Origin of the sequence: Meiothermus ruber DSM 1279 (assembly GCF_000024425.1) — a bacterium.
Taxonomy (GTDB): domain Bacteria; phylum Deinococcota; class Deinococci; order Deinococcales; family Thermaceae; genus Meiothermus; species Meiothermus ruber.
The window spans coordinates 863630-887910 of record NC_013946.1; the positions used below are offsets into that span (position 1 = coordinate 863630).

Here is a 24281-nt window from a genome sequence, read left to right on the forward strand (position 1 = left end):
TAGGAGTGCATTCCGGCAGTTTAGCCCTGCCAAAGCGAACGATACTGCCGGGATGCGTATGTAGCCGCCTGCCCGAAAACAGGAGAGTTTTACAATGAGCAACCCCCAAGAGGCTGTTTTCTTGAAACCTGCATTCGTTGCCGACAATATCCCATAGGGTCGGCTTCGACAGCCTCAGCCAGCCCCCACGCTGGATAAGGCCAGAAAGCCTTCAGCGCACACCCTTTGCCATACTCGGTGGGTGAATAAGCGCTTTCTTAGCAATAAGGCCCTACAGCCTCGGCCCTGGGGTTCTCGGTTTGCAGGTCTTCTGGCCAGGCCCCGCCCAGACTTACCCAGGCCCACACCATATCGGCGGGGATGGGGGCCACAAAGTGCAGGTACTTGCCGGTGCGGGGGTGTTGCAGGCGCAGTTCGTAGGCGTGCAGGGCCTGACGCGCTATCAGCTCGGAGGGCTTGCCGTAGACCTCGTCGCCCAGGATGGGGGCGTGTAAGTGCTTGAGGTGCACGCGAATCTGGTGGGTGCGCCCGGTGTGCAGAATGGCCGAGACCAGGGCGTGCGGTTCGGCTACCGCCAGCACCTCGAACTCGGTCTGGGCGTGCCGGGCCGCTACCCCCCCCACGTGCATGCGAGTGCGGTCGACCGGGTGGCGGCCGATGGGGGCCGAGAGCAGGCCCTCGCGCGGGATGCCCACTGTTAGGGCAATATAGCGCTTGTACACGCTGCGTCCGGCGAAGGCCTCGGCAAGCCGGCGGTGGGCGGCCTCGTGGCGGGCTACCACAATTACTCCGCTGGTGCCCTTATCGAGGCGGTGCACGATGCCGGGGCGTATCAGCTCGGGCTTCTGGGCTTGCAAAAGCAGCCCGCCCTCCTCCTCGGACTCGCCCAGTGAGAGATCCAGCCCGAACCGCCCCAAAATGGCGTTCACCAGCGTTCCGGAATACACCCCGGGGGCCGGGTGGGTGATCATGCCCGCCGGCTTGTTGATTACGATCAGGTCGGGATCTTCGTACAGGATGTGCAGCGGGATATCCTCGGCGGCCACGCTGGCCGGCTGGGGGGGTGGGGGCTCTACCTCCACGGTTTCGCCCCGCAGCTTGTAGGAAGGCTTGGTCACCACCTTACCCCCCACCGTCACCAGACCGGCCTCGATCCATTCCTGGGCCTTGGCCCGGGAGGTATTGGCCTCGAAGGCCAGGGCCTGGTCGAGGCGAACCCCACTGGCAGAAAAGCGCACCATCAGGGTTATTGTACGTTACGTCAAAATGACCCGGCCCCCTTTGGTTGAGGTGCTAAGGTGGGCCTAGCGATGGATGGCCGCAAGCGCCTATTTATGCGGTTTTTGCGCCGCTCGGTCTGGGCTTATTTTTGGGGCTCGCTGGCGGTTTTAGTCAATGCCCTGATTGTTCACGGGCTGTACTTCGGCTGGCCGGCCTGGGTTTGGGGATATGCCGTTGCAATTGGCGCGTTGGTGGCCCCCCTGGTTGCGCTGCTGGATCTGTGGTGGGCCCGCCGGCAGCTCAACCCGACGCAAAGGGTCTTTCTGGACGGTGCCGACAGCCTCGAGGCAGCCCGACAAGCTTACCGCAACCTGGTGCACTGGCCGGTGCTCTCGGTGGGTCGGGTGATGGGGCCGCACCTGCTCGGTACCATGGGCGGCTTTTTACTAGCCATCGACTGGGCGCACCGGTGGGGCGGCTTTCCCACCGGGCCCCTGGAGATGCTGTACCTGCTGCCGTGGTATCCGCTTAACGCGGCCCTGCACGCCATCATCGAGTATCTGGTGGGGGCCAGCCAGTCCCAGCGTCTGATGGCCTATCTGAGGGAACGCTTCGGCGATGAGGTGGTGGTTTCTTCCCGCTTGCGCATCCCTTTTGTCTTCAAGGTGCTGGGGGTGCTGGTGGCTTTGGGGCTGCTACCGCTCTTGTAGGTGGCGGTGCTGGTTTACTTCCGGCTTGAATCAACCCATCTGCCGGGGCTGGTGGCCTGGGGGTTGTTTTCGGGGCTGGTGCTGATGGTGGCCGGGGGCGTTCTCCTCTCCCGTGAAGTGGCCCGGCCCGTGCAGGCTGTGCTCGAGGGCATGCAGGCTATGCAGGAAGGAAAAGGGCCGGTGCGGGTGAGCGCGGTGGCCTGGGACGAGCTGGCCGACCTGGCCCTGGGCTTCAACAACCTGGCCCGGGCCCTCGAGGCCGAACGGCAGCGCAACCTCGAGCTGTACCGCGACACCGTGCAAACCCTGGCGGCCGCCATCGACGCTCGAGACCCCTACACCCGGGGCCACTCCCAGCGGGTGGGGGCCTACGCACAGCTCATAGCCCGCAAGCTGGGCTGGGACGCACAAAAAGCCTACCAGCTCTACATCACCGGGCTGTTGCACGACATTGGCAAAATCGGCGTGCCCGAGGCCATCCTGCAGAAAACCGATAAGCTCAGCCCCCAGGAGCGCCAGCTCATCGAGAGCCACCCGCTTATCGGCTACGAGATCGTTCGCCAGTCCCGCGCGCTTGCCGCCCACCTGCCGGGCATTCGACACCACCATGAGCGGCTGGATGGCTGTGGCTACCCCGACGGGTTGAAGGGGGAGGCCATTCCCATCGAGGCCCGAATCCTGGGTGTGGCGGATGTCTGGGATGCCCTTACCAGCCACCGACCCTACCGCCCAGCCTTAAAACCTTCAGAGGTCTACCCGCGTCTCTTGTGTGAAGCCCTTGATCCCCAAGCAGTGCGAGCCCTGGGTGAACTGTGGCAGGAAGGGGCGCTGGACGCCTTGCTCGAGGAAGCTCAGCGAGAAACGGGTCGGCCAGACCTTTCCACGCCGAAAAGTGATACGGAATCAATCCAGTGGCCCCGGCCTCTGTCAAAAACAGAATAGAACGCGCCCGCTTGCTATGATGATGGGCGTGGAAGCGGATTTGACCCTGCGGCCCAAGCGGTTAGACGATTACGTGGGCCAGGCCAAGCTCAAAAAGAAACTGCGGGTCTACCTCGAGGCCGCTAAAAACCGGGGGGAGGCCCTCGATCACCTGCTGCTCTTTGGCCCGCCGGGGCTGGGCAAGACCACCCTGGCCCACGTGGTGGCCTACGAACTGGGGGTGAATATCCGCGTGACCAGCGGCCCGGCCATCGAGAAGCCGGGCGACCTGGCGGCCATCCTGACCAACAGCCTCGAGGAAGGCGACATCCTCTTCATCGACGAGATTCACCGCCTGTCCAAAGCCGCTGAGGAGCACCTCTACCCGGCGCTGGAAGACTTCAAGATCGACATCGTGATTGGCGCAGGCCCGGCGGCCCGTACCCTGCGGCTCGACCTGCCCCGCTTTACCCTGATTGGAGCCACCACCCGCCCGGGGCTCATCTCCGGGCCTTTGCGCAGCCGCTTTGGCATTATCGAACACCTGGAGTTCTACACCGAGACCGAGCTGGCCCAGGGGGTGACGCGTGATGCCCAGCTCATGGGCCTGGCCATCGAACCCGAGGCGGCGCTAGAAATTGGCCGTCGCAGCCGGGGCACCATGCGCATTGCCAAGCGCCTGTTCCGGCGGGTACGCGACTTTGCCGAGGTGGCGGGCGAGCAGGTGGTGGGCCTCGAGCGCGCCCGGCAGGCCCTGGATGCCCTGGGCCTGGACGCCCTGGGGCTGGATGCGCGCGACCGCCAGATTATCCAGACCGTGATCGAGCGCTTTGCCGGGGGGCCGGTGGGCCTCGAGACCCTAGCCACCGCCCTTTCCGAAGACCCCGAGACCCTCGAGGAGGTTCACGAACCCTTCCTGATTCAACTGGGCCTGCTCAAACGCACCCCCCGGGGCCGCCAGGCCACCGAGCGGGCCTACGCCCACCTGGGCTACCCGCTGCCCGAGCAGAGTCGCCTGCTGGAATAAACCCTCAACCCAATCCGAGCACTGCAGGCGGAGCACAGGGCCCAATCCCTTGTGCCATACTGGGGTCGGCGAGGCAACCGCACCATGATCCGGGCCAGACTGGGTGAAATTGAACTGGGAGATCTGTTGCGCACCCTCGAGGGGGGGCGTAAGAACGCGGTCATCAATATCACCTGTCCCAAACTCAAGGGCCGGATTCACATCCGCGAGGGCAAAATCGCCTATATCCAGACCCAGCCCGGCCCCCACCTGGGCGAGTACCTGGTGCGCTTCGACTACCTGACCCTGGAGCAGGTGCAGGCGCTGGTCAAGTACCAGCAGCAGGAGAACCCCGGAACCCCCCTGGGCTTGCTGGCTTTGCAACAGAGCCTGGTTACCAACGATGAACTCAACGAGGTCTTGCACGCACAGATCCTGGAGGGCCTGGCCACCCTGCTGGCCCAGCAGGAGGGCGAACTGGTGGCCGAACCCCCGCCCGTAGAGGCCTCCCAGGTGCTGCTGCCGGGCCTTTCCGATGCCAGCACCATGCTGATGGAAGCCCTGCGCCGCCTCGACGAGTGGATGCGCGGCAAGGTAGAGCCCGAGACCGTGCTGCAACTGGCCGGTGACCCCACCCGCCACGCCCTTTCCCCCGATGCCTGGACGGTGCTGGAGGCCATCGACGGGGTCAAGCGGGCCCGCTCGGTGGCCCTGGCCTGCGATCTGCCCGAGGAGCAGGTGTATCACCTGCTGTACGAACTGAAAAGCCGGGGGATTCTGGCCGAGGCCGAGGTGCGCCCGCAAGACCCTTTGCTGCTGGTTCTGGCCGACTCCGACCTCATCCGCCGGCTTTTGCTGGTGACGCTGGAGCGCCAGCGCTACCGGGTCATGCTGCCCCCCGACCTCGAGGCCGCCAGGCGCATCCTCGAGCACAACCGGGTGCAGGGGGTTTTGCTGGAGGGAACCGATCTCGCGGTAAAGGTGCGCCAGCTTCGGGCCCTGCCCAATGGGCGCTACCTGCCCATCTGGCTCATCACCGAGCAGCCCCCCCGGGGTTTTTGGGTGAAGAACGCCCGGGTGGCCTATATTCCCAAACCTTTTGGAGAGGAAGAGCTGCTGGCGGCCCTGGCGGTGATCAAGCGGCCGGTCTAGCTTAGGCGCAGGGTGTGCAGGCCGGTGGCCGGAAGTTCGGCCAGCCGCTCGAGCACCACCTCGCCGTGTTTGAGCAGGTACATCAGAAACGGATACACCCGCTCCTGGGGGCCGGCAGGGGCCAGGTGCCGCTGTAGACGGGCAAACTGGGCGCCGGTGGTGTTTTCCTGCCGCAGGGCGCTGTCCAGGATTTTGCGCTCGAGGCGCTTTAGCTCGTGCTGGATGCGTACCTGGGCCCGGTGACGGGGGCGCTGCAGGGTGGGCTCATCGAGCAGGCGCTGAATCTGCTCGAACTCGGCATTGATGCGCGCCAGGTGGCCTCGCATGGCCTGCACTTTTGCATCCTGCCGGGCCAGGGCGGCTTTGAAGGCCCCTTCGGGGTCGGCCTGGAAGGCCCAGGCCTCGAGGCCGTATTTTCCCAGGAGGCGCTCGATGGGCGGCTCCAGCACCGTAACCCCCATCCGTCGAATCACCGCGGGCGGTTTGAGCCCGTGCAGCTCGTACACACCGCCCAGTTCGGCCACGTATTTAAGCTCACCCGGCCCCACCACAAAGCCGGCGGTCGGTAACACGCTGTCCTGCAATACCGGCCTGAGCCCGGCTGCGGGGGTAATGCGGGCGGGATCCTGCTTCAGAATGGCCCGCAGGTCGGCTTCGCTGTACCGCCGTTCGCCGTCCTCAAAATGCCCTTCCCGGAAGCGTAACAGCCGACGAACGCCGTCGGGGCCTTCTAAAAACAGGTTGGTGGCCCCTTCGCCGCGGCCCAGGGCGGGCTCGAGGCCGGCCTGCTTCATCGCCAGGGCGCTGCGGTTGATGGCCTCGGAGGAGGCCAGGGGGTTGGCAATTTCACGCTCGAGGGCAGGTACAAACAGGGGGGCCAGCTCCGGGGCCATGGGGTCGAAGACCACCAGCCCGCGGGGGCCCAGGAACTCCAGCAGCAGCCGGGCGAACACCTCGCTGTAACTCCAGGGCCCCACCAGGGCTTTACAGATGCGATCGCGCACCTCAGGGTATCCGCCGAACTGCCGCAGCAGCTCACAGACCTGGGCAAAATAGGGCGAAAAGCCAATTCGGCCTGCCGGGTGGGCTGGCGGTAGGTCTAGCCTGAGGTGGTGCACCCGCTCCTCGAAGTCCAGCAGCTCAACCGCGCGAATTTCGTCGGTGTCGTGATCCTGCGAGGCCACCCAGAACACCGGAACCACCGGTGCGCCGCCGCTATGGGCCTGCGCCAGTTTGAGGGCTGCGTGGGCCTTGTAGAAAGTGTAGGCCGGGCCGGTGAGCAGGCCGGCTTGCTGACCGCTCACGATGGCCCGGCTATCGGGATGGGCCAGTTGCCGGGCGGCCTCGAGGCTGGCCGAAGGCGCGCCGAGCCGCTTCAGATAGGCCACCAGCCCCGCGCTGAGCGCCTCGCGTGGGGCTGCTCGAGGCGTGCGCAACAAAACGGGTAGATCCTCGAGACCGTAGGGCAGGAACTGGCGCAAAGGGTCGGCCATGACCAGGGGATTCTATCTGTGGATGAGCCACCACAGCGTAACTTGCTTTACCTGTTTCGCGCACAACGCCATCATCGCGCGGCCACCTGCCTCAGCGCGTCGGGTTTGAGAATCAGAATGCGCCGGTAGCCCAGTTCGATGGTGTCGTCCATAGCCAGCTCCCCCAGCACCTTGGTGATGGTTTCGCGGGTGGAGCCGGCCAGGTGGGCCAGATCCTGGTGCGATAGGGTCACCTCCAAACCCTCCTTGCCCCTGCGCATGGCCGAGAGCAAAGCCTTGGCCAGCCGGGGAAGCACCTCCTTGAAGCGCAGGTCGCGCAGGCGCTCCTCAGTTTGGCGCAGCCGGCGCGAGAGCAGCAAGACAAAGGCCGCCTGCGCTTCGGGGAAGCGGCTGTTCAGGCGCAGCAGGTCTTCCCTCGAGGCCGAGAGCAATTCGCAGTCCACCAGGGGTTCGGCGAACATACCATACTGCCCGTCCGGCAGCAGGGCGCCCTCGCCAAAAATATCACCAGCCCCCACCACCGTTAGGGTGATCTCCTCCTCCTGTGGGCCAAGCTGGAACAGGCGCACCCAGCCCTCGAGCACGTAGTACAGGGTTCTGGCCTCGTCCTCTGGGTAGCATATATAGCTGCTCCGCCGAGCGGTGAAACTGTGGAATACCCGTTCGGCCTCGGCCCGGGCTTCGGGGGGCAGGGTGGCGATAAACTCCGGCGTCATGCCAATCAATTTAGCGGTTCTACCCGCAAGAGATTCCTGGTCGAAGATACAAATTGTGAGTCGGTTACTTATCGGTAGAGAACAACGGTTGGCTGGATGCGGGTAGCAGCCCGGCCGCCTCGCCGCGCCGGAACAGCTCGGCCACCGCCGCCTCGCCCTCGGGGCCCACGTCCAGCGAAAAGCTGTTCACATAGGTGTGGATGTGGGCCCAGATGACCTCGTCCTGCAACTCCTGGGCGTGCTGCTTGATGTAGGCCACCGTTTCTTCGGGGTGGGCGTAGGCGTACTCGAGGCTCGCGCGCACCGCCCGGTCGATGGCCCGGATGGTGTCCGGGCCCAGGTCGCGCCGGGCCAGGATGGCCCCCAGCGGCAGGGGCAGGCCGGTCAGGCTTTCCCACCACTCACCCAGATCCAGCAACTTCTGCAGCCCGTGCAGGTGATAGGTAAACCGCGACTCGTGGATGATCAGGCCGGCATCCACCGCGCCCTGGGCCACGGCGGGCATAATCTGATCGTAGCGCATCTCTACCGGTTCAAAATCCTGGCTGTACAGGGAAAGCAGCAAAAACGCGGTGGTGTGGCGGCCCGGAATGGCGATTTTTTTACCGCGCAGGTCTCCTAGCGGGCCTTTGGCAACCAGCAGCGGCCCCACCCCCCGCCCCAGGGCCCCACCCGACCGCAGCGCCACATACCGCTCGCGCAGATGGCCGTAGGCCGCGTAGCTGATCTTGGTTAGCGGGAGCCGCCCTTCCAGGGCCCAGCGGTTCAGGGTTTCCACGTCCTCGAGCCGCTCGGTGATGGGAAATGGGGTTGCAACCTTGCCGTGGGCCAGGGCATAGAAGATAAAGGTATCGTTGGGGCAGAAGGAGTAGCCTAGTTGCATGCTGCCTATGTTATCGGCTGGCTCCAAGCGGCAAAGTGAGTGCGATTGCGAGGCGCTATGGGTCGGCTGGTAAACTGGGTTTGTGCGCTACCTGCGGGTGTTGGTTCGCTTTTGGGGAACGGCGCTGGCCGCCGAGCTCGAGTACCGGGGCAATTTTGTGCTGGCAGCCCTGTCCTCGCTGGGGGGGGCTGTGGGGAGCCTGTTTGGAATCTCCCTGCTTTACCAGGGGGGCTACCAGCCGGGTGGCTGGCGCTTCGAGGAGGCTTTACTGGTACTGTCAGCTTTTCTGATGCTGGATGGCTTGGCTTTTACCCTGCTTTCACCCAACCTCAACCGGGTGGTGGAGCAGGTGCAGAAGGGCACGCTTGATTTTGTGCTGCTCAAGCCGCTGGACAGCCAGTTCTGGCTCTCCTTTCGCACCCTTTCTCCCTGGGGCCTCACCGATGGCCTGATCGGGCTGGGGCTCTGGTTCTATGCTGGGGGCCGCCTACAGTTTGGTTGGGCCGACCACCTGATGGGCTTTGGGCTGCTGGGGGTGGCCTTTGTGATGCTGTACAGCCTATGGTTCATCATCGGCAGCAGCAGCATCTGGTTTGTGAAGGTGGCCAACGCCACCGAGGTGTTGCGGGCGGTGCTCGAGGCCGGGCGCTTTCCCGTACAGGCTTTTCCAGCCGCCTACCGCTTCGTCTTTACTTTTGTGGTGCCGGTGGCCTTCCTCACCACGGTGCCCGCCGAGGCCGCTTTAGGCCGGCTATCCCTTTCAAACCTGGGCCTGGCCGTTCTGATAGCCCTGGGTCTGCTGTTGTTTTCGCGAGCCTTCTGGCGCTTCGCCCTCCGCAGCTACACCTCGGCCTCGAGCTGAGCTTTAGGCAGTGTTGAAACCTTTGATAAAGCAGGGCTCGTGTTAAACCGACACCTCCTCGTTCGAGCCAGCCCTAACCGTTTACGATTCGCACGTATGCACCGTGCTGTCCAATCCAAAACCACAGGTAGCCTTCGGGGATTTCTACCGCAAGGGCGCGGATGTTCTGCGTTACGCGAACCGACCAAAATCGCCCCACCTTTTTGCAGTGGAGCGAGGGGTGCAGCGGGTTGGCCTTTGTCGGCCAGCCTGTCGAGCTTACCTATATGAAGTTGACCAAGGCTACACGTGTAAAGCATACGTGAAACTCATTAGACTTGACAATATTACACTCAACTTTCATAATAAAAGTGATATGAATCTGGAGCGCTATACCGAACAAGCCCGCCAAGCCATTGCCCAAAGCCAGGTGCTGGCCCGGGAGTCGGCCCATTCGCAGATCGACCTGCCGCACCTGGCCGCGGTGATGCTGCGGGACGCTGCGGGTCTGCCGGCCAAGATTGTGCAAAAAGCCGGGCAGAACCCCCAGAATATCTACCAGGCCGCCCAGAGCGAACTGGGTCGGCTGCCCAAGGTTTCGGGCACCGAGGGGGGGCAGTACCTCTCGTCCCGCCTGGCCTCGGCGCTGGGGCGGGCTGAAAAGCTGGCCGATGAGCTGAAAGATCGCTTTGTGGCCCTGGACACGCTGCTTCTGGCCCTGGCCGAGACCGGGTATGGGGGGTTGCAGGCCAGCGCGGTTCGGCAAGCCCTACAGGAGATCAGAGGAGGAAGAACCGTGAACAGCGAACACGCCGAAGGAACCTACAACGCCCTCGAGCAGTACGGCCTCGACCTGACCCGCCAGGCCGAGGAGGGCAAGCTCGACCCCGTGATCGGGCGCGACGAAGAGATCCGGCGGGTAATTCAAATTCTGCTGCGCCGCACCAAGAACAACCCGGTGCTGATTGGTGAGCCGGGGGTGGGTAAGACCGCCGTGGTGGAAGGGCTGGCCCAGCGCATCGTGAAGGGCGACGTGCCCGAGGGGCTCAAGGGCAAGCGCATCGTGAGCCTGCAGATGGGCTCGCTGCTGGCCGGGGCCAAGTACCGCGGCGAGTTTGAAGAGCGGCTCAAGGCCGTCATCCAGGAGACCGTGCAGAGCGCGGGCCAGATTATTCTATTCATCGACGAGATTCACACCGTGGTGGGGGCCGGCAAGGCCGAGGGCGCGGTGGACGCAGGCAACATGCTCAAGCCGGCCCTGGCCCGGGGCGAGCTACACCTGATCGGGGCCACCACCCTCGACGAGTACCGCGAGATCGAGAAAGACCCGGCCCTGGAGCGCCGCTTCCAGCCGGTGTTTGTGGACGAGCCCAGCCTCGAGGAGACCGTCAGCATCCTGCGCGGTATCAAGGAGAAGTACGAGGTGCACCACGGGGTGCGCATCTCCGACCCGGCGCTCATCGCGGCGGCCCAGCTCTCGCACCGCTACATCGCCGACCGCAAGCTGCCCGATAAGGCCATCGACCTGGTGGACGAGGCGGCGGCCCGGCTGCGCATGGCCCTCGAGAGCAGCCCCGAGAGCATTGATGCCCTGAACCGCCGGAAGCTCCAGCTCGAGATCGAGCGCGAGGCCCTGAAAAAGGAGACCGACGCCGAGAGCAAGTTCAGGCTGGGCGAGCTGGAAAAGGAAATCGCCGAGCTCGAGGCCGAGATCAAGAAGCAGCAGGCCGAGTGGGAGGCCGAGCGCGAGATTATGCAGAAGCTCCGCGCGGCCCAGCAGCGCCTGGATGAGGTGCGCACCCAGATCGAGCAGGCCGAGCGGGCCTACGACCTGAACAAAGCCGCCCAGCTCCGCTACGGTGAGCTGCCAAAGCTCGAGCAGGAGGTCAACGAACTGGCCGACCGCATGGCCGGGGCCCAGTTTGTGCGGCCCATGGTGACCGAGGAGGACATCGCCGCCATTGTCTCGCGCTGGACTGGCATCCCAGTGGCTAAGCTGATGGAGGGTGAGCGCGAGAAGCTCCTGCGCCTCGAGGACGAACTGCACAAGCGGGTGGTGGGCCAGGACGAGGCCATCGTGGCGGTGGCCGACGCCATCCGGCGGGCCCGCGCCGGCCTCAAAGACCCCAACCGACCCATCGGCTCCTTCCTCTTCCTGGGCCCCACCGGCGTGGGTAAGACCGAGCTGGCTAAAACCCTGGCCGCCAGCCTCTTCGACACCGAAGAGAACATGGTGCGCATTGACATGTCGGAGTACCAGGAGAAGCACACCGTGGCCCGCCTGATTGGGGCCCCTCCCGGCTATGTGGGCTACGAGGAGGGCGGCCAGCTCACCGAGGCGGTGCGCCGCCGGCCCTACTCGGTGATCCTCTTCGACGAGATCGAGAAGGCCCACCCCGACGTGTTCAACGTCCTGTTGCAGGTGCTCGACGACGGCCGCCTGACCGACGGCCAGGGCCGCACGGTGGACTTCCGCAACACCGTGATTATCCTCACCTCCAACATCGGCTCGCCCCTTATCTTCGAGGGCATCCAGTCGGGCCAGAGTTACGAGACCATCCGCGAGCGGGTGTTTGGGGTGCTGCAGCAGCACTTCCGCCCCGAGTTCCTCAACCGCCTCGACGAGATTGTGGTCTTCCGTCCGCTGGCCAGGGAGCAGATCGCGGCCATCGTGCAGATCCAGCTCGAGGCGGTGCGCAAGCGCCTGGCCGAACGCCGGATTACCCTCGAGCTCTCACAAGAGGCCCTCGACTTCCTGGCCCAGCGCGGCTACGACCCGGTCTTTGGGGCTAGGCCCTTGAAGCGGGTGATCCAGCGGGAACTCGAGACCCCCCTCTCGCGCAAGATTCTGGCGGGCGAGGTGGCCGATGGCGCCCATCTGTACGTGGGCAGCGGCCCCCTGGGCCTCACCTTCGAGGTGCGTCAGGCCGCGGTGGCCTAAGGAAATACCGTCTGGGGTCGCCAAGGCCCCAGACGCCTGTTGATGGGAGTAACCATGGCTGTATCCGACAACATCACCACCTGTATCCATTGCGGCGCTAAAAACCGTCTGGGTAACCCCCCCGCGGGCCAGGTTCCGGTCTGCGGGGCCTGCAAAAAGCCCCTGCCCTGGCTGGTGAACGCCACCCAGGGCCTCACCCCCGAGCTTCAGGCCAGCGTGCCGGTGCTGGTGGATTTCTGGGCCGAGTGGTGCGGGCCCTGCAAGATGATTGCCCCGGTGCTCGAGGAGATCGCCCGCGAATACGCAGGCCGGCTCAAGGTGGTCAAGCTGAACGTGGATCATCACCCCCTGGCCCAGAGCGCCTACCACGTGCAGGGCATCCCCACCCTGATTCTGTTCAAAAACGGCCAGCCGGTCGAGCGCATTGTGGGGGCCGCGCCCAAGCATATGCTCCTGCAAAAACTCCAGCCCCACCTCTAGCAAGCGGCTCCTCCAGTGGAGCACAGGCCATCCCTCCCCAGCGCTGAGGGGTGGCCTGATGTATATTTATGATGTATGCTCCGCAAGCAAGTTTACCTGACACCAGAAGAAGACGCCAAGCTCAAGCGTCTGGCGCAAGCGACCGGGCGTACCGAGGCCGAAATCATTCGCCTGAGCCTCGACCTTCTCCCGGAGGAAGAAGCCCCCGTGTTGCTCAACCTGGCGCAGGAGGGCTTGCTGGAGTTTCCGGAGCGCCCCTGCACACCGGCTAAAGCCCAGGAAGTTTTTCAGCTTTATCTGGCACGCTTAGGGAAGCGCAGACTGGGGCTGTCCCAGGCGGTTATCGAGGGACGGGAGGGTCGGTGATCCCTCCGTACCTGGATACCTCGGCCCTCATCAAGCGCTACGATCCCCAGGAGCCCGGGGCCGGGGCTGTGGTGGCCCGGCTGGAAGAGACGAGGGTGATACTCACAAGCGCCTTAACCCCAGTAGAGGCGGTTTCCGCCTTCCGCATGAAGCAACGAAGCGGGGTTTTCAGTGCGGAGGAGGTGCGCCTGGCCGTGGAGGTGTTGGAGGCTCACACCGCGCTGCAGTACCGCCTGGTATCGCCCAAACCCCCGGTGTACCGTGAGGCCAAACGCCTCCTTTTGCGCTATAAGCTGCGGGCCTACGATGCCCTACAACTGGCCACGGCCCTGGTGGTGGTTCGGGTAAGCGGCCTCGAGGTTGGGGCGCTGGAGTTTTGGACAGCAGACCGTGACCAGGCCGGGGCGGCGCAGGCCGAAGGGCTATCCGTCAGGCTGGTCTAATCTATAAACTACTAAAACTACTTGACAATAGTACACTCAAGTTTTATACTTTTCTACGTAAAGGAGGTTGCTATGATTCGATACAACCCTTTCCGCGAGATTGAACAACTGCAAAACGCACTGCTGCGCAACTTTTTCACCCCCACCGCTGAAAGCGCCCATACCCCCTTGGTGGACGCGCTCGAGGACGCCCAGGGCGTGCACCTGGCCGTTTACCTGCCGGGTGTGGAGCCCTCGCAGGTCGAGGTAACCGCTGAGAACAACACCCTCACCATCCGGGCCGAGCGCCCCTTCAACAAGCCGGAAAATGCCAACCAGTGGCGGCTCGAGGGGGCCTACGGCAAGTTCGAGCGCAGCTTCGTGATTCCCAACACCTACGACCTGGGCAAAATTGAGGCCAGCTTCAAAAACGGCATCCTCTACCTCGATATCCCCAAGGCCGAAGCCGCCCAGCCCCGCCGGATTGAGGTACGGGTCAACTCGTAAGGCACGAACGCAATACCAGCCCCCGCTTGGCGGGGGTTTTTTGCTGTTCTTGCTGTAACCTGGGAGCATGTTCCCGCTGCACGACATCAACCGGGCCCACCGCCGCCCGTATATGGTCTATCTGCTGGTGGTGCTGAACCTTGTGGGCTTTGTGTACACCTTTGGCCTCACCGACCCTGCCGTGGTGATCGGGGCCTATGGCTTTGTGCCGGCCCGCTTTGTGGCCGACCCTTTCGGCGAGTGGATCACGCTCTTCAGCAGCATGTTTTTGCACGGCAGCCTTTTGCACATTCTGGGCAATATGTGGTTTTTGTGGGTCTTCGGCGACAACATCGAAGACCGCCTGGGCCACGGGCGCTTTCTGCTGTTTTACCTGCTGGGTGGGGTTGCCGCTGCCCTGATTCAGGGCCTGGTGAGCGGTTTTTCCAGCGACGTGCCCATGATTGGGGCCTCAGGGGCCATCTCGGCGCTGCTGGGGGCCTACATTGTGCTCTACCCCCGCGCCCTGATTCTCTCGCTTATCGGCTGGATTCCTGTGCCTGTTCCCGCTGTTATTTACCTGGGCTACTGGCTCCTGATTCAGTTTGTGGGCGATTTTATGGGCGAGGAGGGCATTGCCTTCTGGGCGCATATTGGAGGCTTTTTGGCGGGGGTGGTGCTGATAAGGTGGTTTGAGGGCGGACAGACTGTGAGACGATACTAGGTAGTAAATGCTACTTATGACAGTAGGTATAATCCGGGTGTGACCGAGCAAGACCAAAGCCAGAAGGTGAGCGTCAGTCTGAGCGCCGAGTGACTCCGGTTTGCCGAGGAATACCAGAAGACACACGGGCTTTCCAGCCGCAGTGAGGTGATCCAACTGGCGTTGAAAAAGCTCCGCGAGTGGGAGCTTGCCGAGGGCTACCGGCAGATGGCGAGGGACTACGCCGAACACCCCGACCCGCTGCTGGATTCAACGAAACTATAGAGCAAATTGACCGGGGTTAGAATAGCTTTGTGGCTGCCCTATCCAGCGATACCCTGGAATCCATTATCGCCCTCATTCAGCAGCGCTTGTCGCCCCTGGCTATTTATCTGTATGGTTCCCAGGCCAGAGGACAGGCCCAGCCCGATAGCGACCTGGACATCGCGGTTTTGGGTGCCGCGCCCTACGACCCCTGGGATTTGTTCACGTTAGCCCAGGAGTTGGTAGCGCTCCAGGAAACCTTCCAGAACCACCCACCCACCGAGGTTGACCTGGTTGACCTGGCCGCTGCCTCGCCGCTGCTGCGGGCTATTGTGGTGTCACAGGGCCGGCGCGCGTTCTGCGCGGATCGGCTCCGCTGTGATTTATTTGAAATCCGGGCCTTAAAAGAGTATGCCAACCTACAAGAAGAGCGGCGGCCCATTATAGAAGACATCCGTCGCCGGGGGCGGGTTTATGGATGAGGTTCTTCTGGGAAAGATTGCAACCATTGAACGGTGCTTGAAGCGCATTCGGGAGGAATACCAAGGCCACGAAGCAGAGCTGTTTGAGAACTACACCCGGCAAGATGCCATCGTGCTCAATCTGTTACGGGCTTGCGAAGCCTCCATAGACCTGGCGATGTACATGGTGCGTCTGCGCTGTTTGGGGCTTCCCCAAAGCTCACGCGATGCCTTTAGGCTCCTACAGGAAGCGGGTCTGATTGGCCCGGAGTTGGCCCGCCGGATGCAGCAGATGGTGGGCTTTCGCAACATAGCGGTACACGATTATCAAGCGCTTTCCCTGCCGATTCTCAAGGCCATCCTGGAACAGCGCCTGGGTGATTTTGTGGAGTTCACCTCTGTGCTCTTGCGCCAGGGTAATCCAGAGGGCTGAGGCTGGCAAGGCGTTTCGATGAGCCAGCAAAGAAGTGCTCGAAGCCCGTTTTCCCATGCGCTAAATAGCGCTATTTCAAGCGCTCGAGCAATTCAGGTGCTTTGGTGCGCCAGGTTTCGTAAGAAGGTGTGAGCGCGCCAAAAAAATTGCCAGACTGATAACCTTTGAAATCGGGGGGGAACCGGCTTAAACCCAACTCCAATACCTGTATTGCTTTACTTGGCTGATTGAGGTCTGTGGCTAGCTCAGCAAGCTGCAAATAATATATCGGGTTGGCTAGAGGGAAAACCTCGATAATCTGCTGTAGAAGCTGCATCTTTTCCTCTGGGGCTCGAGCGCGTTCAAGCCGGATTCGGTAGACCCAAAGGCTCTTGGGATTAAGTCTTTCAGCCTCGCTCAACAGCTTGTTTTGCTGGGCTTCGGGAATCCGCTCGAGCTCGTTCAGCACGGCTGGGCGATACCCTAAATAACGACTAACCGCACAGTTATGTTTGCAAGGCCAGTACCACCAAGCAGCCAGACCGATAGTGGCGATTAGCCCCGCAACCGATACCATCCAACCAAACCTGATACTTCTTGAACCTGCTGAAACCAGAGGGATTTTGATTTGACTGTGCACCGCCCCCAAACTGGCAAAGGCTAGCATCATTACAGAGGGATACATTCCCGTAACATCAAAGGCCAGGGTTGTCCACAGCCCAGCAGCGCCCAAAGCCCAAGGCCAGGCAGGGGAGTTCCAGCCATGCCAGAGTGCCCAAACCAGTATCACTAGCAGAAGCAGTAAACGAAGCCAGCCTCCGGTGGCAGCGGTCTCGAGGTAGTAGTTGTGGGCGTTGCTGAAAAGGATGCCTGGATACTGCAAATACGCTGCTAAAGTATCCCGAAAGCTACCATTGCCTGTGCCCATGGGGTGTTGCAGGGCGATCTTTAGGGTTTGATCCCACATCTGCAAGCGGCTGCCTATACTACCTTCCGCGCCCAGGTCTTGCGCCTGCCTGCTCAGGGTGGCCTTCAGGCCCAGTGCGTTTTGGATGGGGGAGAAAGGCAGGGCGGTATCTAGGCTTACTATAGCTGCGGCAACCAGAGCGCAGACCAGCATAATCTGCCGCAGGGGAATCCCTTCCCGCCAGAGCCGCCAAACCATGAGCAAAACGATAAAAACCAGGGGTAAGTAGACCGCTCGAGCCCCCGACATCAAGGCTAAATACAGAGCACCTGTCAGCAGGATGCCGCTTAATATGGGCCACCTCGAGCGGAACAGCCACATCATAGCCAGCGGGATTAGCACCAGGGCCTGGGCCCCGGCCACATAGTGGCTCGAGCCCGAAAAGTACATCACCAGGCCCATCCAGGCCAGCGTAAGGGTGGTCAGGAGCCCATACCCCAACAAAGCGATGTTCAACCCCACCAGGCCTGCCAGCCAGGTTCCTGCAGCAAACGCTGCCAGATAAGCCAGCTCCCACAGACCCAACACCAGGGTGTTGCCGGGCGTAAGACTCCAAAAAACGGTTAGAAGACCCAGCCCCCACCACGCCCACAGGGCAAGCGGAATCTTAGGCAATACGAGTGCCACACAAATGAGCACCAGGCCAATTAAGCCAGCAGGGGCGGCATCATAGTGCGAGAAAACCGCTTGCCATAACCATGCCAGGCAGGCAAATAGGGTTGCTGCGACAAACACAAACAGAATTCGATGGTGCTTTGCCATGGCTATATTGGTTCTGTATGTAAGCCCTTACTGTGGTTGTGGTCTTGCCCAGGCAGCGGCGAGTAAAACCAGGTGGATGGGCTCTACCTGCATTACAGGGAACCACGCTAAATAATAAATCATTAGTGCTATAAATGCCCATCCAAAGCAGTTCTGTAGATAAAAGCTTTGGTAAATGGGGCGGAGAAAAAGAACCAGCCAGATGCCCACAGAAATCAGACCATACGCCAGCCAACGGTCCAGTATATAGTTGTGAGCCCGGTCTATGGCAAAGCTATACTCCTTGGTTACGTTTTTACTTCCACCGAATTGCTCAAATTCGATGGCTAACCACCGGTCACGCAGGCCCTTATTTGCGCTGTCGGCCTCCTTAATATAAGCCCTTTTTACTATTGCATCTTTGGGCCATCCAAACTCCAGGGCATACTCCTTGAAAAGCAGATCGAGCGGGGGGTTGCGGAGCTGTGCTAACCGCAGCGCATCGGGCCCGCCACCCAAGATGGGCTGAAAAGGGGTTTCTGAGATGGCGCGAAGAGCAATGTGCCAGATGATACGCCGGGTTTGGAAGGTGGTTGTGTCTGTGTAGCTTTGGGTATCCTTGCTGAAGGTTCTAGGTATCAATACGGCCAACAGCAGCAGGCAGCTTAAAAGCAGCAGCCTCCAGCTTCTTTTTAGGATGTTTGCCAACACCAGAGTGGCGATTAGGGCATAAAAGGCCGAGGCGTTGCTGGTTATACCAAGCCCGGTTGCTATGAGCAGTGCCGCGCTAAACCACCAGTGGCGATAACGCTGCTCCTCAGCCATCAAGCTGTACCACAATGCGAGCAAAAGACCTGGGAGTAAATAGGCTGCTGCCATGCCCGGATGGCCAAGTGTGCCCAGGGGGATATTGGGTGTTTCCCATAGTCTGAGCGGTGTTATTGGGTCCACCCCAAGCCCTTGGAATAGCAAAACCACGCTCTGGATAGAGCAGCCTAGCACCAAGGCGATGACCAGGGATCGAAGGTGTTGGGGGGCTGATTTTAGCGTTATGTAGGCAAACGCACCAACGGCAAACAAGCCAGCCTGGTACAGGATTCCATCAAAGCGCTGGCTGGGCCCCAGAAGATTGAAAGCCAGGCTATCACGGGCGTTTAGGGTGCTCAGGACAGCAAGCACGAGGTGCAAAGATATTAACAGCAAAAATGTTGATGGGGCGATCAGGCGGCGCACCTCCAACAATCCCAAAACCCCCACTCCTAGGAGGAAGAGCAGCTTGGGTAGGTATAAAAACTGTTCGGAAGCCATGATGTTATCGAGTGGCGTGATGACGGGGGGTCTTCCAAAAAGGGTTCCGGGAAAGAATAGAAGGGGATAAACCAGAACAAATATAAAAAGCAGCCAGGGATAGGCCGGTTTTTTTGAAAGGTGCATACTGCTGATTCTACCTGTGACCATCTGTGGCTGCGAGAGGAATGGCCAGGATCACAAAAAGTTAGTGGCGCCAAGGGCACCACTAACCAACAAGCGGCCTGGTGTTTAGTAGCCGATGGTTACTGAGGGTCGTACACCACCAGAATACGTGACGGTTACCTGGGAGGCTTGGTTGTTGTAGGTGCAGCTTGTAACCACAAGGGCGCTGCTTGGCGGAGGTACCACGTAGCCGCCAAAGTTGGCACCTGAGATACATGTGCCAGCCGGTACCAGAGCGGACGGGTTTTCTCCAATGTAAGCCTGGGCTGCCCTGTAGACAATAGAGGCGTATGCCAGTGCGGCGCGGTCTATTGCAACCCGGCGTGCGGTGATGAGGTTGGGGATCAGGGTGGCCGCCAGTATACCGATGATGGCGATGACGATCAGTAACTCGACGAGGGTGAAACCTCTTTGAGTTTTCATGGCCTTTTGAGCGCAAAGCCCTGCCAGACGGCAGGGCTTTGCCTAGGTGTGGGGTTTACTGGCCTACAGTTATGGAGGTTTGGGTGCCGCCGGTGTAGCTTACAGACACGCTAGCACCGTTTGAGGCGACACTGCAGCTCGTAATGAAGCTACCAGGGTTTGGTACGTTGTATTGGCCAGCCGTGTAGCCACCCGTGCAGGCGATGGGAACAGTGGTAACGTTGACGTTTTCGGCCAGATAAGCCTGGGCCGCTTTGTAGACGTTCTGGGCGTAGGCTTGGGCGGCGCGGTCGTTGGCAACAGCACGGGCGCGCAGCAGGTTGGGGATCAGCACGGCGGCCAGGATGCCAATGATGGCGATGACGATGAGGAGCTCGATGAGGGTGAAACCGGATTTCTTCATGGTACTTCTCCTAAGGGTTCCGCACCGGGATATGGTATGGGTGCGGTATTGCGTAGTGCAGATAAAGCTTAGAGCCTCGAGGGAGCGGGCCGATTCCCGAACTCCAGGGCTTAGTATAGCCCGTGTTTTTACAGGGCGTGTGGAATTTGACCCAACCCAGGGCCCGAAGCGTTACGTGGTTTGGGCGGGGCGGTGGATCGCTGGATACAATGGCACAGTAGATGGGCTTTATGGATAACGAGGTGAACGAACTGATTCGCTTGGGGCGCTACGAGGAGGCCCGCAGCCGCATTCTGGCGGGAGAAGCGGGCGACGCCGACGGGCTGGCGGTGCTGCTCGAGCTGCGCGACTGGCTGCGCCTGAAGGAATATGGCAGGGCCCTAAAGGTGCTGGAGCAGGACGGCGACCTGGTGCAGGGCTATCTGGATGTGGTGCAGGCCAGGGCGGCCATTCAGGCGTTCGAAGCCGAGGACGAGCAGCAGATCAGGGCCTATCTGACCGACCCCCACCTGGGGGCGGAGGCCTGGGCGGTGCTGGGGCTGGTGTGCATTTCGCACGGCGACCGCGCGCAGGCCCGGCAGGCTTTCGAGGCTGCGCTGCAGGCCGACCCCCGCCACTTTAGGGCCCAGACCAACCTGGCTAACCTGGCCCTCGAGGCCGGCCAGACCGATGAGGCCATCCGGCTGTACCAGGAGGTGCTTCGGCTAAACCCCGACTATGCCCTGGCCCACCACAACCTGGGTGCGGCTTACCGCAAGAAGGGCCAGATCGACAAAGCGGTCTACCACATCAAGCAGGGCCAGCGCCTACAGATGCGGCCTGTGACGCGACCTCCACACGCATCCACACCGGGAGCCCCACTGCCCATGCCGGAGCGTAGACCTTTGCTAAGAGGCCGCTGGTGGCTCTGGTTGCTGGTGGTGGGGTTGGTGCTCTGGCTGATAGGCCGTGGGCCTTGAGGGTTGAGTCCATGCCCAGTAGCCCTCCCAGGCTAGCTAGGTTTGTACATTCCCCTATTGAAAAACGGTAGGGTTTTTGATAAGGGGAAAATTGAAGATGGGTTATGTGGAGGTGGGTTTGGCTCTTGCTGCTCTGTGCCTGTGGGGTAGGCTCCTGGGTCAACATCCAGGGCGGGCGTATCGTTTCGAGCAGTGGTAGGGTGGTGATTCTTTCCTACGAACCGCCGGTTTACTTGCTCGAGGCCGATCTGCTCGAGCAGCGGGAAGGCGCTGTGCGCGTGGTGCGCTTCCGTGGTTTTGACAGCCTCGAGCGCCTGGGCCAGATCTGGAGCCGTCAGTTACAGGAAGCAGGCTGGCGGGAAGTCTGTCAGGAATACCTGGGCGTGGCTGCGTTCGGGGGGCCTTATCTGCGCCTTCGCTACAACAAAGGCCCGCAAGACCTCAGCCTGCTGGCCCAGCCGGATGGGGCCGCCGGCGCCTACCGGGTTGAGCTACGACGGCCCCCGGCCTGGCAGGGGCCGCGCTGGGGCTGTCCCCTGGAGTAGGGCCCTGCTCAAACCCGGATAAAAGCGGCCACCTGGGGGTTTGCCCGGAGTTGTTCCAGCTCTTCTGGGCCGGGCAGCTCGGGCCGGTCGCGCTCGGTGTTGACCAGGCACAAGAAGCCCAGCGGCTCGTGCAGAGTGGCGCGGAACTGGTGCCAGGTGAGGGGCGGCACATAAACGAGATCGTGCAGCTCGAGGGGGAAGACCTCGTTCCCCACCAAGCAGGCCCCCCGCCCCCGGATGACCATCACCGCGTGCACGTGCTGGTGGCGCTCGAGGGTGGTATGGCCGCCAGGGGCTACCTCGAAGTAGCGCCACTGGGCGGCCAGGTGGGGGTCGTCAAACAACACCTGACGGGTAACGTCCTTGAAAGGGGCCGCTCCTTCCGATTTGTAGGCCCGCACCTCCACGCCCTCCCAGGTGTACTTTCGCGCGGCTCGCTTGGCCTTGACATTGCTCGAGGTCATACCGCCTCATTCTAACGGCTATACCTTCCCTGTGCTGACCGCTACTTTTTGCACAAACTGGCGGGTTCGTTCCAGCAGGTTGTCTTTAGCGGCCAGCAGGTCGCCGCCAATTAAGAGCATGGTCTCGAGCCCATACAACCCCAGCATTTCCTCCACCCGCTCCACGGTCATGCCCCCTGCCGGCACCGGCAGGGCTGGGCGGATATGGCCCCAGGGGGCTCGAGCAGCCTGGGCCAGCGCCAGGCAGGTTTGCGGGCTGTAGGCAAAGCGCCCACCATGGTTGGGAAAGATCACCGCGTCGGCCCCCAGAAGCCGGAAGAGCTTGCCAAACATCAGAGGGGGGCTGATACGAAGTCCAGCAAAAGCTGGATGCGCCAGCACCGCCAGGCCCAGGTCTTCGACCAGCTCCTGAAAGGTTGCCAGGCCCAGCAGCATGGGAGCGGTGAGGATCACCTTAACCCCGGCCTGCCGGGCGATGCGTAGGTGGCGGTGCAGGGTTTTGGGGCCGCCGGTCAGCATGGGGGCGTACAGGGTGTGGCCGCCGGTCTCGGCGTTGGCTCGGGCAATGGCCTCTTGAATGACCGGCACCCGCTCGGCAAAGGGCGCGGTGGGCTGGTTGGTGAGGCCGTGGTCGTCCTTGACGATGTCAATGCCCCCCAGGGCAAAGGTATAGGCCAGCTCGGCGAGCTGGGTGGGGGAGAGGCCCTGGGGCTTAAGAGCGGTGCAGGTCAGGGGGCGGCCTTCCACCTGGGCCAGTTGACGCAGTCCGGCGATACCAAAGCGCGGGCCCGCAAACAGCGAGAGCAGGCTGGGTGGCAGCTTTAGGTCTAGCAACTCGACATCCTCTTGTAAAGCGCAGTTGCCAAAAAGCACGTTGAGCAGGCCGGTTGTCTCGAATGCCGTGGTCTGTTCGGCAAAGCGCAGCACAACCCGGAAATACCCCGCCCCGGCCTCCTGGATGGAGTCCACCTGGGCCAGCACCTTTTGCAGCAGCTCGGGCTGACGTACGGCGGTGGGGGGCATCTCGATGCTTTGTTCAATGGCCAGGGCCTGGGCCCTGGCTTCGATCTTTTCTGGGGTGGATTGGATTCGATAGGTGGCCTCGAGTTCGTACATTGCACAGGATTGTAAACAAAAAACACCCCGCCAGTATTGCGGGGTGTGGTGGGGCTGGGGTTATAGAGCTTCGCCGTTGTAGGTGACGGTTACGTTGTTGCAACCGTTGTATACCACATCCAGACGGTTGCCGCGGCTATCGGTCAGGCTAAAGCTGCCGCCCACAAAGGTGGCGCGGCAGCTCTGAAGGTACTTCAGGTTGGTGGCGAGGCCCTGGAGCAGGTAGTAGCGGCTGGGGGTGCGGTACTCGAGCGCCCCGCTGTAGTTGAAGGTGCCGCCCACAAAAGGACGCTCCGGGTCATCGGGTATGTATGCAGCGGTGTAGTTGTAGCGCTGGCTGTAGCGCTTGCCTGGTTTGTAGGCTTCAAAGTAGAAGTTGTAGCGGATGTCGTAGTTGGGGTTTTTGCGGTTGACCTCGAGGTCGAGGTCAAGCTTGAGACCCGTCTGGTTGGCTGTACCGGTGTTGAAGCTCAACTCGTACTGATCGGTGTTCAAGACATAGCCGCTTTTGGGGTCGTTATCGTCTTTGTCCTGGAGTGTGATCTTCCCTTTTAGATAGGTGCTTTCTACCCTGCAGTCCACGGCAAAGGTGGCTTGCACAGGGATGCTGTCCTGATCCTGGTCTTGCGGGTTGGAGGGGGTGGTGCTGGCGCTACAACTGATGCTTTGCGCATCGAGCCCCGAGGCCAGAATCAGGCTGGCTACGGGAGCCGGGAAGACCTGGCCCCCAACCGCGCTGGTGGTTACCATGTTGGTGGGGTTGCCCAGGGCAGCCACCAGGTACTTATTGGCTTCCAGGACATTGCTTTTGAGCTCCTGGGCATCTTCCCGGCTGAGGGGTTCACGGGTGGGCTGTTCGCCGCAAGCAGCAAGCACAGCCAGCAGACTCAACAGCAGCAAAGGTTTCAGCAGCGGCTTTTCCATAAATCACTCCTCAAGTGGTAGCCAATCACCACATCGAATAAAATGATAGCGCAATCACTTAATGGCCGCCAACAATCCGGGCTTTAGGTTAAACGTATATTAAGATTGAACCGACTTTATGACGGGGAAACGCAAAAAACGCCCTCATGGTGAGATCACTCGCGAAAAGCTGATCGAGGCTACAGTGCGTATTTTGAGCCAAGAGGGTCTGAGCGCGGTCTCTACAGCCCGGTTGGCCCGCGAGGTGGGTATTGTGCAGTCGGGCTTTTATGCGCACTTCGATAGCCTCGAGGCCTGCATCTCGGTGGCAGCCGAACGAATAGGGGAGAAGATACGGGCCAGCCTGGCTGAGGGTTTGGCGCTGCTGGGTTCCCAGGGTGCTGGTGATTACCACCTGGTCAAGGCGCAGTACCGCAGGCTGCTCACTGAACTACAGCAGCAGTGGGTGTTTGTGGAGCTGCTGATTCGCTACTTCCGTGATCCCTCACCTTTGGGCCGGGCGCTGTCTCGAGTGCAGCAAGGTCTTCGCAGCGACCTTGTTTCCTATCTTACACGGGTGGTTGAGCCACTCAATTTGCCCAAAGGCGGACGCCCCCAGGCCGGTTTCATGGCCGACTTGATGGTTAGCATGACCCTCAGCGCAGTGGAGAGCTTGCGCTGGGAGCCCGAGCTGGATCAGGAGCTGGTGGCCCATCTTTTGGCCCTGCAAACCTTGAACACGGGTAAACACCTGGTGGAATGGATGGTGGCAAATAAAAACCCCCTCCTCAAAACTGAGGGGGGGTAAG

Annotated in this window: 27 protein-coding genes; 16 read left to right on the top strand and 11 right to left on the bottom strand. The window is 61.5% G+C overall.

Going from position 1 to position 24281, the window contains the following annotated elements; genetic code table 11:
* Window positions 1-257 precede the first annotated feature (257 nt).
* The gene (locus tag MRUB_RS04435; protein WP_013013162.1) at window positions 258-1241 is read right to left on the bottom strand and encodes an RluA family pseudouridine synthase; all 984 of its coding nucleotides are present in this window, start codon (window positions 1239-1241) and stop codon (window positions 258-260) included.
* A 57-nt stretch (window positions 1242-1298) separates the two neighbouring features.
* Here MRUB_RS04435 and MRUB_RS04440 point away from each other — a divergent pair, with 57 nt between their 5' ends.
* From MRUB_RS04440 to MRUB_RS04455, 4 genes are all read left to right on the top strand, one after another.
* Complete coding sequence (locus tag MRUB_RS04440) at window positions 1299-1931, top strand: hypothetical protein (RefSeq protein WP_244403992.1); 633 nt, start codon at window positions 1299-1301, stop codon at window positions 1929-1931.
* A gap of 6 nt (window positions 1932-1937) precedes the next feature.
* Window positions 1938-2873, top strand: coding sequence for an HD-GYP domain-containing protein (locus tag MRUB_RS04445; protein ID WP_013013164.1), 936 nt, complete (start codon window positions 1938-1940; stop codon window positions 2871-2873).
* 22 nt (window positions 2874-2895) lie between these two features.
* Window positions 2896-3879: a Holliday junction branch migration DNA helicase RuvB gene (gene ruvB / locus MRUB_RS04450; protein ID WP_235438246.1), complete on the top strand. Its 984-nt coding sequence runs from the start codon at window positions 2896-2898 to the stop codon at window positions 3877-3879.
* Between the two features lie 84 nt (window positions 3880-3963).
* The gene (locus MRUB_RS04455) at window positions 3964-5010 is read left to right on the top strand and encodes a response regulator (protein WP_013013166.1); all 1047 of its coding nucleotides are present in this window, start codon (window positions 3964-3966) and stop codon (window positions 5008-5010) included.
* Here the strand turns inward: MRUB_RS04455 and bshC are convergent.
* The 3 genes from bshC to MRUB_RS04470 all read right to left on the bottom strand — a co-directional run bounded on the left by bshC (window position 5007) and on the right by MRUB_RS04470 (window position 8102).
* The gene (bshC, locus tag MRUB_RS04460; protein WP_013013167.1) at window positions 5007-6503 is read right to left on the bottom strand and encodes a bacillithiol biosynthesis cysteine-adding enzyme BshC; all 1497 of its coding nucleotides are present in this window, start codon (window positions 6501-6503) and stop codon (window positions 5007-5009) included. The two genes, MRUB_RS04455 and bshC, sit on opposite strands and share 4 nt — an antisense overlap.
* A 71-nt stretch (window positions 6504-6574) precedes the next feature.
* Window positions 6575-7219 carry a Crp/Fnr family transcriptional regulator gene (locus tag MRUB_RS04465; RefSeq protein ID WP_013013168.1) on the bottom strand — a complete coding sequence of 215 codons (645 nt, stop codon included), beginning with the start codon at window positions 7217-7219 and terminating at the stop codon, window positions 6575-6577.
* A gap of 64 nt (window positions 7220-7283) precedes the next feature.
* On the bottom strand, window positions 7284-8102 hold the full coding sequence (locus MRUB_RS04470) for a menaquinone biosynthesis family protein (protein WP_013013169.1): 819 nt from the start codon (window positions 8100-8102) through the stop codon (window positions 7284-7286).
* A gap of 82 nt (window positions 8103-8184) precedes the next feature.
* On the opposite strand from MRUB_RS04470, the gene MRUB_RS04475 reads away from it, so the two are divergent.
* The 9 genes from MRUB_RS04475 (at window position 8185) to hepT (ending at window position 15499) form a co-directional block, all read left to right on the top strand.
* Window positions 8185-8964: an ABC transporter permease gene (locus MRUB_RS04475; RefSeq protein WP_013013170.1), complete on the top strand. Its 780-nt coding sequence runs from the start codon at window positions 8185-8187 to the stop codon at window positions 8962-8964.
* 355 nt (window positions 8965-9319) lie between these two features.
* On the top strand, window positions 9320-11884 hold the full coding sequence (gene clpB, locus MRUB_RS04480) for an ATP-dependent chaperone ClpB (protein WP_013013171.1): 2565 nt from the start codon (window positions 9320-9322) through the stop codon (window positions 11882-11884).
* Between the two features lie 54 nt (window positions 11885-11938).
* Window positions 11939-12364 (top strand): thioredoxin, encoded by a 426-nt coding sequence (gene trxA / locus MRUB_RS04485; RefSeq protein WP_013013172.1) that lies wholly within the window; start codon window positions 11939-11941, stop codon window positions 12362-12364.
* A 75-nt stretch (window positions 12365-12439) separates the two neighbouring features.
* Complete coding sequence (locus MRUB_RS04490) at window positions 12440-12730, top strand: ribbon-helix-helix protein, CopG family (protein ID WP_013013173.1); 291 nt, start codon at window positions 12440-12442, stop codon at window positions 12728-12730.
* Entirely contained in the window at window positions 12727-13173 is a 447-nt protein-coding gene (locus tag MRUB_RS04495; protein WP_013013174.1) for a type II toxin-antitoxin system VapC family toxin, read from the top strand. The genes MRUB_RS04490 and MRUB_RS04495 overlap by 4 nt, the downstream gene beginning before the upstream one ends.
* A gap of 72 nt (window positions 13174-13245) precedes the next feature.
* Window positions 13246-13659, top strand: coding sequence for an Hsp20/alpha crystallin family protein (locus MRUB_RS04500; RefSeq protein ID WP_013013175.1), 414 nt, complete (start codon window positions 13246-13248; stop codon window positions 13657-13659).
* 67 nt (window positions 13660-13726) lie between these two features.
* Window positions 13727-14362 (top strand): rhomboid family intramembrane serine protease, encoded by a 636-nt coding sequence (locus MRUB_RS04505; RefSeq protein ID WP_013013176.1) that lies wholly within the window; start codon window positions 13727-13729, stop codon window positions 14360-14362.
* A gap of 293 nt (window positions 14363-14655) precedes the next feature.
* Complete coding sequence (gene mntA / locus MRUB_RS04515) at window positions 14656-15087, top strand: type VII toxin-antitoxin system MntA family adenylyltransferase antitoxin (RefSeq protein ID WP_013013177.1); 432 nt, start codon at window positions 14656-14658, stop codon at window positions 15085-15087.
* Window positions 15080-15499, top strand: a complete 420-nt coding sequence (gene hepT, locus MRUB_RS04520) for a type VII toxin-antitoxin system HepT family RNase toxin (protein ID WP_013013178.1) — start codon at window positions 15080-15082, stop codon at window positions 15497-15499. Before mntA ends, hepT begins: the two co-directional genes overlap by 8 nt.
* 70 nt (window positions 15500-15569) lie before the next feature.
* Here the strand turns inward: hepT and MRUB_RS04525 are convergent, their stop codons facing one another.
* The 4 genes from MRUB_RS04525 to MRUB_RS04540 all read right to left on the bottom strand — a co-directional run bounded on the left by MRUB_RS04525 (window position 15570) and on the right by MRUB_RS04540 (window position 19485).
* Window positions 15570-17072 (bottom strand): O-antigen ligase family protein, encoded by a 1503-nt coding sequence (locus MRUB_RS04525; protein ID WP_244403993.1) that lies wholly within the window; start codon window positions 17070-17072, stop codon window positions 15570-15572.
* 162 nt (window positions 17073-17234) lie between these two features.
* On the bottom strand, window positions 17235-18620 hold the full coding sequence (locus tag MRUB_RS04530) for a hypothetical protein (RefSeq protein ID WP_013013180.1): 1386 nt from the start codon (window positions 18618-18620) through the stop codon (window positions 17235-17237).
* A gap of 105 nt (window positions 18621-18725) precedes the next feature.
* A complete protein-coding gene (locus tag MRUB_RS15535) occupies window positions 18726-19082 on the bottom strand; it encodes a competence type IV pilus major pilin ComGC (RefSeq protein WP_013013181.1) in 357 nt (118 codons plus the stop codon).
* A gap of 55 nt (window positions 19083-19137) precedes the next feature.
* The gene (locus MRUB_RS04540) at window positions 19138-19485 is read right to left on the bottom strand and encodes a type II secretion system protein (RefSeq protein ID WP_013013182.1); all 348 of its coding nucleotides are present in this window, start codon (window positions 19483-19485) and stop codon (window positions 19138-19140) included.
* A 230-nt stretch (window positions 19486-19715) separates the two neighbouring features.
* Between MRUB_RS04540 and MRUB_RS04545 the strand changes: the two genes are divergently transcribed.
* Window positions 19716-20444 (top strand): tetratricopeptide repeat protein, encoded by a 729-nt coding sequence (locus MRUB_RS04545; RefSeq protein ID WP_244403994.1) that lies wholly within the window; start codon window positions 19716-19718, stop codon window positions 20442-20444.
* 104 nt (window positions 20445-20548) lie between these two features.
* Window positions 20549-20989 carry a hypothetical protein gene (locus MRUB_RS04550; protein WP_013013184.1) on the top strand — a complete coding sequence of 147 codons (441 nt, stop codon included), beginning with the start codon at window positions 20549-20551 and terminating at the stop codon, window positions 20987-20989.
* A gap of 8 nt (window positions 20990-20997) precedes the next feature.
* On the opposite strand, the gene MRUB_RS04555 is transcribed toward MRUB_RS04550, so the two are convergent.
* From MRUB_RS04555 to MRUB_RS04565, 3 genes are read right to left on the bottom strand one after another with little or no spacing between them, the layout of a single operon-like run.
* Window positions 20998-21453 (bottom strand): cupin domain-containing protein, encoded by a 456-nt coding sequence (locus tag MRUB_RS04555; protein WP_013013185.1) that lies wholly within the window; start codon window positions 21451-21453, stop codon window positions 20998-21000.
* A gap of 18 nt (window positions 21454-21471) precedes the next feature.
* On the bottom strand, window positions 21472-22569 hold the full coding sequence (locus tag MRUB_RS04560) for a RuBisCO large subunit C-terminal-like domain-containing protein (RefSeq protein ID WP_013013186.1): 1098 nt from the start codon (window positions 22567-22569) through the stop codon (window positions 21472-21474).
* Window positions 22570-22629: 60 nt separating this feature from the next.
* Window positions 22630-23493 (bottom strand): hypothetical protein, encoded by an 864-nt coding sequence (locus MRUB_RS04565; RefSeq protein WP_013013187.1) that lies wholly within the window; start codon window positions 23491-23493, stop codon window positions 22630-22632.
* 118 nt (window positions 23494-23611) lie between these two features.
* On the opposite strand from MRUB_RS04565, the gene MRUB_RS04570 reads away from it, so the two are divergent.
* On the top strand, window positions 23612-24280 hold the full coding sequence (locus MRUB_RS04570; protein ID WP_013013188.1) for a TetR/AcrR family transcriptional regulator: 669 nt from the start codon (window positions 23612-23614) through the stop codon (window positions 24278-24280).
* Window position 24281 lies beyond the last annotated feature (1 nt).